This is a genomic window from Microvirga tunisiensis, assembly GCF_009296175.1.
GTDB lineage: Bacteria > Pseudomonadota > Alphaproteobacteria > Rhizobiales > Beijerinckiaceae > Microvirga > Microvirga tunisiensis.
Genome location: NZ_VOSK01000270.1, coordinates 1 through 8,433 on the forward strand (window position 1 = coordinate 1; position 8,433 = coordinate 8,433).

At 64.3% G+C, this 8,433-nt stretch carries 7 protein-coding genes; 5 read left to right on the forward strand and 2 right to left on the reverse strand.

Annotated features, from left to right (window positions below; genetic code table 11):
- Window positions 1-259: 259 nt before the first annotated feature.
- Window positions 260-1,207 carry a LysR family transcriptional regulator gene (locus FS320_RS33150; protein ID WP_152716670.1) on the reverse strand — a complete coding sequence of 316 codons (948 nt, stop codon included), beginning with the start codon at window positions 1,205-1,207 and terminating at the stop codon, window positions 260-262.
- A 171-nt stretch (window positions 1,208-1,378) separates the two neighbouring features.
- Between FS320_RS33150 and wrbA the strand changes: the two genes are divergently transcribed.
- Entirely contained in the window at window positions 1,379-1,981 is a 603-nt protein-coding gene (wrbA, locus tag FS320_RS33155) for an NAD(P)H:quinone oxidoreductase (protein ID WP_152716671.1), read from the forward strand.
- Window positions 1,982-2,323: 342 nt separating this feature from the next.
- On the opposite strand, the gene FS320_RS33160 is transcribed toward wrbA, so the two are convergent.
- Complete coding sequence (locus FS320_RS33160) at window positions 2,324-3,295, reverse strand: L-threonylcarbamoyladenylate synthase (RefSeq protein ID WP_152716676.1); 972 nt, start codon at window positions 3,293-3,295, stop codon at window positions 2,324-2,326.
- Window positions 3,296-3,433: 138 nt separating this feature from the next.
- On the opposite strand from FS320_RS33160, the gene FS320_RS33165 reads away from it, so the two are divergent.
- From FS320_RS33165 to FS320_RS33180, 4 genes are all read left to right on the forward strand, one after another.
- Window positions 3,434-5,212, forward strand: a complete 1,779-nt coding sequence (locus FS320_RS33165; RefSeq protein ID WP_152716672.1) for an acyl-CoA dehydrogenase family protein — start codon at window positions 3,434-3,436, stop codon at window positions 5,210-5,212.
- 4 nt (window positions 5,213-5,216) lie between these two features.
- Complete coding sequence (locus FS320_RS33170; RefSeq protein WP_152716673.1) at window positions 5,217-6,068, forward strand: SDR family oxidoreductase; 852 nt, start codon at window positions 5,217-5,219, stop codon at window positions 6,066-6,068.
- A gap of 300 nt (window positions 6,069-6,368) precedes the next feature.
- The gene (locus FS320_RS33175) at window positions 6,369-7,364 is read left to right on the forward strand and encodes a magnesium transporter CorA family protein (RefSeq protein ID WP_152716674.1); all 996 of its coding nucleotides are present in this window, start codon (window positions 6,369-6,371) and stop codon (window positions 7,362-7,364) included.
- Between the two features lie 193 nt (window positions 7,365-7,557).
- Window positions 7,558-8,307, forward strand: a complete 750-nt coding sequence (locus FS320_RS33180) for an SOS response-associated peptidase (protein ID WP_152716675.1) — start codon at window positions 7,558-7,560, stop codon at window positions 8,305-8,307.
- The last annotated feature ends 126 nt before the right edge of the window (window positions 8,308-8,433 follow it).

The window sequence follows — 8,433 nt, forward strand, 5'->3', positions numbered from 1 at the left end:
CTTCTTCCTGAAAATCAAGCACTTCAGACGCATCGCCACGCGCTACGAACAGACCCCACGGGCGTTTATGTCAATCCTTTGCCTCGTCAGCGCGTTCATCTGGACCAAATGAATGTCAACGCGCTCTAGAGCATCGGACCCAACAAAGGCTGCGCTTTTTGGGATTCATCCGATGCTCATCGTCTGAGTCGGCGCATCGCCCGCGCGGAAAACTGGATCCACTTTTCGCCGGTGCAGACCTCCGGTTCCGCACGATGCGCTAGACCGCCGGAGCCAGGACCGGAATTTTCTTCCCGGCTCCCTCGATCCATTTCTTCTGCTTGGCGATCTCGGCTGCCATGAAATCCATGAAGGCGCGCACGCGCGCCGACTGGCGCAGGTCCGGATGCGTCAGGAGCCAGAGGCCCGCCGAGAAATCCGGGTTGATGTCCGACAGTCGGACGAGATCGGGATTCGTATCCGCGATGAAACAGGGCAGGGGACCGATACCGGTTCCGGCCTGAACGGCCTCGGAGAGGCCGAGCACTGTGTTGACCTTGTAGACGACATTCTCCGGCGTCACGTGCTCGCGCACGAAACGGGAGACCTTCATGGTCGCCAGATTGTCGCCGAGCGCGACCCAATGACGGTCGAACAGATCGGCGAGGCTGATGTCGCCTGGGGCCCGAACAGCGGGAAAATCCGCCACCCGGCCGTAGATCGCCCAGGCAATCGTCGCAACACGGCGTCCGACGAGGGTCTCGGGCGGATCGTCGGTCGCGCGGATCGCCACGTCCGCGTCGCGCTTTGACAGATTGAGCGCCTGATTGGCGAGCACCACGTCGAGCCGCATCTCGGGACAGGCCGTGATGAAGCGGGCGAAGATCGGGGTCAGAAGGTGGACGAGGAGCGTGTCATTGGTCGTGACGCGCAACTCCCCGGTGGGAGCCACGGCCTGGCCGGCGAGCTTGCGCGTGAAGGTGGTGACGTTCTCGTCCATCTGCTCGGCGAGCGCCGACATCTCTTCTCCGGCAGGCGTGAGGACATATCCCGTCCGGTGCCGTTCGAAGAGCTTGACTCCGAGATTGTCCTCCATCTGGCCAAGCCTGCGGAAAACCGTCGAATGATTGACGCCAAGCCGCTCGGCGGCACCGGCAAGGCCGTGGGCCTCGGCGATGATCTTCACCAGCCTGAAATCGTCCCAGTCGAGATGCTGCTGTCTGGTCATTGGTTTGCATTCGCGCAAGAGAGGCCCTGCAAATCTAACACTGGTTTTGCAGTAGGGAAAGATTATCCTCCACCACGTCCAACAACAGCAAGCGACGCTCTTCCAGCCCGAGGCAATGCGAGGCCGGAAGTCGGCCGCTCTGCGTCCCATTTTCAACTGATCGGAGTTCACATGACCAAGGTTCTGGTTCTGTATTATTCGTCCTGGGGGCACATCGAGCAGATGGCTTACGCCGCTGCCGAAGGGGCCCGCGAGACCGGCGCCGAGGTCGTGGTGAAGCGCGTGCCGGAACTCGTCCCGACCGAGGTGGCTCAGGCCGCCCATTACAAGACCGACCAGAAGGCTCCCATCGCGACCGTCGAGGAGCTGCCTGAATACGACGCCATCATCATCGGCACGCCGACCCGCTACGGCACCATGACGGCGCAGATGAAGAACTTCCTCGACCAGACCGGCGGTCTGTGGGCGCAGGGAAAGCTCATCGGCAAGGTCGGCTCGGTCTTCACCTCCACGGCCACCCAGCACGGCGGCCAGGAGGCCACCATCCTCACCACGCTGCCGGTGCTCCTGCATCACGGCATGGTGGTCGTCGGCCTGCCTTACTCCTTCCAGGGCCAGATGGGTGTCGACCAGATCCGTGGCGGCTCGCCCTACGGCGCCTCGACCATCGCGGCCGGCGACGGCTCGCGCCAGCCGAGCGAGATCGATCTCGACGGCGCCCGCTTCCAGGGCAGGCATGTCGCCCAGATCGCCGCGAAGCTCGCTGCGAAGTAAGAGATCCAAAAGAACCCAAATCCGAAGAGCTCTCCTCAGAGGCTGGCTCGTAAGGCGCGGGTTTTCCCCTCCCCCTTGTGGGGAGGGCCTGGGTGGGGGTGCGAGCGATAGCCTATCAAGATCCGGCGCCGATACCCCCACCTCCCACTCCTCCCCACAAGGGGAGGAGAGTTCGCGCTGTGCTTCTGCCTTTTCGACCGGCGGCAGATTAAAGCAGGTCTCTGGCAAGCCCGAGGCCCGCGGAGCCTGCCCGCGCTTTATGAGCCAGACTCCGAGGAGGGGTCGCGGCGCGAGCTCCCCAGGATGAGGTCAGTGTCGTTTAATGCTGGACTCTAGGGCGGATCACCGCTCCGCTGCGGCGCGCCTCAGGCGGTCGTTGATGGCTTCTCCCAGGCCGGTTTCCGGAATGGGGCTCACCGCAATGGTCGCAGCGCCCGACGCGTCGAGTTGCCTGAGATAGGAAAACAGATGAGCGGCGGCCTCCACGAGGTCGCCGTTGTTGCTGAGGTTCAGTGTGAGGCGTGCCGTTTCCGCTCCCGGAAGAGACGCGGCGCCGAATAAGAGCACGGCCTCGCTCGACTGGACTCTCGTCGCGTCCAAGCGCACCTGCGCCCGCGGCGCGTAGTGGGAGGCCAGCATGCCGGGAGCCAGCGGGTTGGACCCTGTCTCCGAGGCTGTTTCGAGCTTTGCACCGATCAGCGCTTCGATAGCTTCACGCGCCACGCCGCCCGGCCGGAGCAGGCGTGGCGTGCCGCCGAGACAGGAGACGATGGTCGATTCGACGCCGACCTGTGATGCGCCCCCGTCGAGTACCGCATCGATGCGTCCATCGAGATCCCCCAGAACATGGTCCGCATCGGTCGGGCTCACGCGCCCCGAGCGGTTGGCCGAGGGTGCGGCCACCGGCCGGCCGGTCCGTTCGAGAAGCGCATGGGCAAGGGGATGAGCCGGGACCCGCAGGCCGATGCTGTCGAGGCCGGCGCGGGCGAGATCGGAGATCGTGCAAGTGGGAGCAACCGGCACCACGAGGGTCAGGGGACCGGGCCAAAAGGCCTCCGCCAGACGCGTGGCCGTCTCATCGAACAGGCCCTGGTTTCGAGCCGTCCGGAAGCTGTCCACATGAGCGATCAGGGGGTTGAAGCTCGGGCGCTCCTTGGCGGCATAGATCCGGGCCACCGCTTCCGCATCGGTCGCATCGGCGCCGAGGCCGTAGACCGTCTCGGTCGGAAAAGCCACGAGGCCGCCGCGCAGCAGGACGGCCGCCGCCTGGGCAAGGCCCGTCGCATCGGCCGCCAGACGCTCCGTTTGGCGCATTGACCCGTGATCGTTCACGTCTAAACTATCCTCTGACCAATGGGCATTTGCCTGTCTGCATTTGCCCTTGCCGGGCGGGTTTAACGGCGCGAGAACACGCGTCAACATGAAAAGCTCCGTATTTGAGAGGAAACGCTGATGACCTACCGTGCGCCTGTCTCGGATATCGTCTTTACCATGCGCCATGTGGCAGGCCTCGACCGTGCCATGGCCGATGGTGTCTATGGCGACCTCTCCGCCGATCTGAGCCAGACGATCCTGGAAGAGGCGGGCCGCTTCGCCAACGACGTGATCGCTCCCCTCAACCGCGAGGGCGACAAGCACGGCGCGACCCTCAAGGACGGCGTGGTGACCACCGCGCCAGGCTGGAAACAGGCCTACAAGGCCTGGACCGGGGCCGGATGGAACGCGTTGCCCGGCCCGGTGGATTATGGCGGGCAGGGCCTGCCGACCCTGCTCAATTCCGCCTGCGTCGAGATGTGGAACTCCGCCTCCATGGCCTTCGGCATCGGCCCAATCCTGACCATGGGGGCCATTGAAGCGCTCATCGCTCACGCGTCGGACGACCTGAAGAGCCGCTATCTCGAAAAGCTCGTCTCCGGCGAATGGACGGCGACCATGAATCTCACGGAGCCGCAGGCCGGCTCGGATCTCGCGGCGATCCGCTCCCGTGCCGAGCCCTCGGGTGACGGCATCTATCGCATCACGGGCCAGAAGATCTTCATCACCTACGGCGAGCACGATCTCACCGACAACATCGTCCACCTCGTGCTCGCGCGCCTGCCCGATGCGCCGGCCGGCACGCGCGGCATCTCGCTGTTCCTGGTGCCGAAGTTCTTGAGCGACGGCACGCGCAACGACGTGCGCTGCCATTCCATCGAGCACAAGCTCGGCATCCATGCCTCGCCCACCTGCACGATGATCTTCGGCGACAACGGCGGCGCCATCGGCTGGCTCGTCGGCGAGGAGAATCGCGGTCTCGCCTGCATGTTCACGATGATGAACAACGCCCGCCTCGCGGTCGGCCTGCAGGGCGTGGCGATCGCCGAGCGCGCCTATCAGCAGGCACTGGCCTACGCGAACGAGCGCAGGCAGGGCCGTGCTATCGGGGCGGCGGAGGGCATGAGCCCGATTGCCGTGCATCCGGACGTGCAGCGCAACCTGCTCACCATGAAAGCGCTGACCGCTGCGGCGCGCGCGATCTGTTACATGACGGCGGAGGCCATCGACCGCGCTCATCTCGAAGAAGATCCCGCGCGCCGCAAGAAGGCCAACGAGCGTGCCTCCCTTTTGACTCCCGTCGCAAAGGCCTTCTCGACCGATATCGGCGTGGAGGTCGCCTCGCTCGGCGTGCAGGTCCATGGCGGCATGGGCTTCATCGAGGAGACGGGCGCCGCGCAGCACTTCCGCGATGCGCGCATCGCGCCGATCTACGAGGGCACCAACGGCATCCAGGCCATCGACCTCGTCGTTCGCAAGCTGCCGCTCTCCGGCGGTGAAACCGTTCGGGCGCAGATCGCTTCCATGCGCGCTACGGTCGCGCGCCTGCTGAAGGAGAGCACACCCGCCTTCGGCGCCACTGCGCCGCGCCTGCGCGATGCCATCGAGAGCCTCGACCGGGCGACGGGCTTCCTGCTGCAAGCGGTCTCGTCCAATGTGCAGGGCGAGGCGCTGGCCGGCGCAACGCCATACTTGAGGCTCTTCGCGCTGGCGCAGGGCGGCGCTGCCCTCGCCGAGATGGCGCTCGCGGCGAACGCGCAGGCAGCCGCCGGCGATGCGGATCCGGCCCATGCCGGCCGCATCGCGCTCTGCCGCTTCTTTGCCGAGAACATCGCCGTAGGGGCGAAAGGCCTGGAGGATACGGTCATGAGCGGTGCAGGTTTCCTGCAGGATGCAACCCTGGCGCTGGCGAGCTGATCCCATGAGTCTCAAAGGTAAAACCCTCTTCATCACCGGCGCCTCGCGCGGCATCGGCCTCGCCATCGGCCTTCGCGCCGCCAAGGACGGCGCGAACGTGGTCATCGCGGCCAAGACCGCCGAGCCCCATCCGAAGCTGCCCGGCACGATCTACACGGCGGCGGAAGAAATCGAGGCGGCAGGCGGCAAGGCGCTGCCGCTCGTGGTCGACGTGCGCGACGAGGAGGCGGTGAAGGGCGCGATCGAAAAAACGGTCGCGACCTTCGGCGGCCTCGACGTCGTGGTCAACAACGCGAGCGCCATCAATCTCACGCCGACGCCGCAGACCGACATGAAGCGCTTCGATCTGATGCACCAGATCAACACGCGCGGCACCTACATGGTCTCGAAATATGCCATTCCGCATCTGGAGAAGGCCGAGAATCCGCACATCCTCATGCTCTCGCCGCCCCTCGACATGAGCGAGAAGTGGTTTGCGCCGCATCTGGCCTATTCGCTGGCCAAATACGGCATGAGCCTCTGCGTTCTGGGACTCGCCGGCGAGTTGCGGGGCAGAGGGATTGCCGTCAACGCGCTCTGGCCGCGCACGACCATCGCCACCAGCGCGGTCAGGAACCTGCTCGGCGGCGATGCGCTCGTGCAGGCGAGCCGGACTCCGGAGATCCTGGCCGATGCGGCCTATGCCGTTTTCCGGAAGCCCGCGCGGAGCTTCTCGGGCCACTTCCTTATCGACGATGTCTTTCTGCATGGCGAGGGCGTGACCGATTTCGAAAAATACCGGGTCGACCCGAGCCAGCCCCTCGCGCCCGATTTCTTCGTGCCGGACGACACGCCGCCCCTGTCATCCCTGCGTTAAGTGGATCGTCTTCACTTCGGCCGGGAATGATACTCTCCCACGTCATGGCCGGCCTTGTGCCGGCTATCCCGCTTCTGTGAAGCGCCGCGCCCAACGGACCGAGATCACCGGCACGAGGCCGGTGATGACGTGGCAGATGTTGTCCAGCCATAGGTTGGTCAGGGGATCATGACGTTGTGCTCGGTCGTGGATTCTCTTTCCTTCCGCTGCGCTGCGGCTGGGAATGACATGGAGGTTCCGTGGGATTACAAGATCTGCATCGACCTGAAATGATGTGACTTCCAAGGGGCGAGAACGCAGATGATTTTGATCCACAGGCCGGCGCAGGTGAAAGGCCCGATAGGTGAATCCCTCGACCGCCATGTTCTCCCGCCGGGTGAGCCGATCTCCCATGATGCCCTGTGGATCGACCTGATCGATCCGACCAAGGAGGAGGACAGGCTCGTCGAGGCTCATCTCAATATCGAGATCCCGACCAAGGAAGAGATGGCGGATATCGAGCCGTCGGAGATCCTCTACAACGAGAACAACGCGCGCTACATGACGGCGCGCGTTCTGTGCAGTTCGGATACGGATAATCCGAAACTCATCGATGTCTCGTTCATTCTCACCGAGCGGGCCCTCGTGACCGTTCGCTACGGCGAGCCGCGCTCGTTCAGCATGTTCATGGCGCGCGCCGTGAAGCCGGGCGGATGCCGGCATCGACCCGAGGCCGTGCTCGACGGCCTCATCGAGACGATCATCGATCGCGCGGCCGAAATTCTCGGAACCGTCGGCTCGCGCATCGATCGCCTGTCGCAGGCGATCTTCGAGAACGAGAAGCAGGGCGCGCGCCGGGCGGCCTCCTACCGGGTTGCCTTGAGATCCATCGGCCGCAAGGGCGACATCATCTCCAACGTGCGCGAGAGCATGGTGTCGGTGGAACGCATGCTGCTCTTCCTGTCCGCCAGCATGCCGCGGCCGCAGAAGACGGCGGGCTACCAGTCCGAATGGCGCACGGCACTTCGCGACGTGCAATCCATCGAGGAGCATGCGACCTTTCTTTCCAGCAAGGTTCAGTTCCTGCTCGATGCAACGCTCGGCTTCGTCACCATGGAGCAGAATGACATCATCAAGATCTTCTCGGTCATGTCGGTGATCTTTCTGCCGCCGACCCTGGTCTCGTCGCTCTACGGTATGAACTTCAAGATCATGCCGGAGCTCGACTGGAAATTCGGCTATCCCTGGGCGATCACCCTCATGGTGCTCGCCGCCGTGCTGCCCTATCTCTTCTTCCGCTGGAAGCGGTGGCTGTAAGTGCGCAAGACTGTCATTCCGCGGCGAGCGGAGCGAGAGCCCGGAATCCACAACCGCTAACGGTTCGGAATGGATCACGGCGGCATCCCAGGTATCTTACTCGGTGAACGTCATGTTTATGGATTCCGGGCTCGGCTCCAATGGGCCGCCCCGGAATGACAGTGGCGAATAACAGAAGCGAGAGGAAATCATCATGTGCGGGCGCTATGCGATCACACTCCCTCCCGACACCTATCGGGACTTCTTCGGCTATTCCGAACAGCCGAACTTTCCTGCGCGCTACAACGTGGCTCCCACGCAGCCCGTCCCGATCGTGCTGGAGGACCGGGGCGAGCGGCACTTCATGCTGGTGCGCTGGGGCTTCCTGCCGTCCTGGGTGAAGGACCCGAAGGATTTTCCCCTCGTCATCAACGCACGCGGCGAGACGCTGCAAACCAAACCGACCTTCAAGGCGGCGTTGAAGCGCCGGCGCTGCATCTTTCTCGCCGACGGGTTTTATGAATGGCGGCGAGAGGGACGGGAGAAGACGCCATTTCTGATCCGCCCGCGCAGCCGCAAGCCCATGCCGCTGGCGGGCTTGTGGGAGACCTACAGCAGCCCGGACGGAGCCGAGATCGACACCGCCGCCATCGTGACCACCGATGCCAACGGCACCCTCTCCGCCGTGCACGACCGCATGCCGGTGATCCTCTCAGACGACGACATCGCTGCATGGCTCGATGTGCGCGACGAGCGTGCCGACGTGATGCGCCTCGTGCGCCCCTGTCCCGACGACTGGCTCGACATGGTGCCCGTTTCGAGCCGCGTGAACAAGGTCGAGAACGACGATCCGGGCCTGATGGAATCTCTCTCTCAGCCCGAGCCGGCGCCGGTCAAGGAAAGCAAGCGTCAGGCGAAAAAGCCGCTGTCCAGCGACGAGGACGAGCAGGGGAGCTTGTTCTAAGCTTGAGTTTAGCCATTTCTGACGGGTGATGTGAGAGCGAGGGGCGGCGAAGCGAACGATGCGGTAGACTGGCAGAGTTTCCGCCAAGAGACGCCGCCATGCTGCACCTGCCCGCCCGCTTCGCCG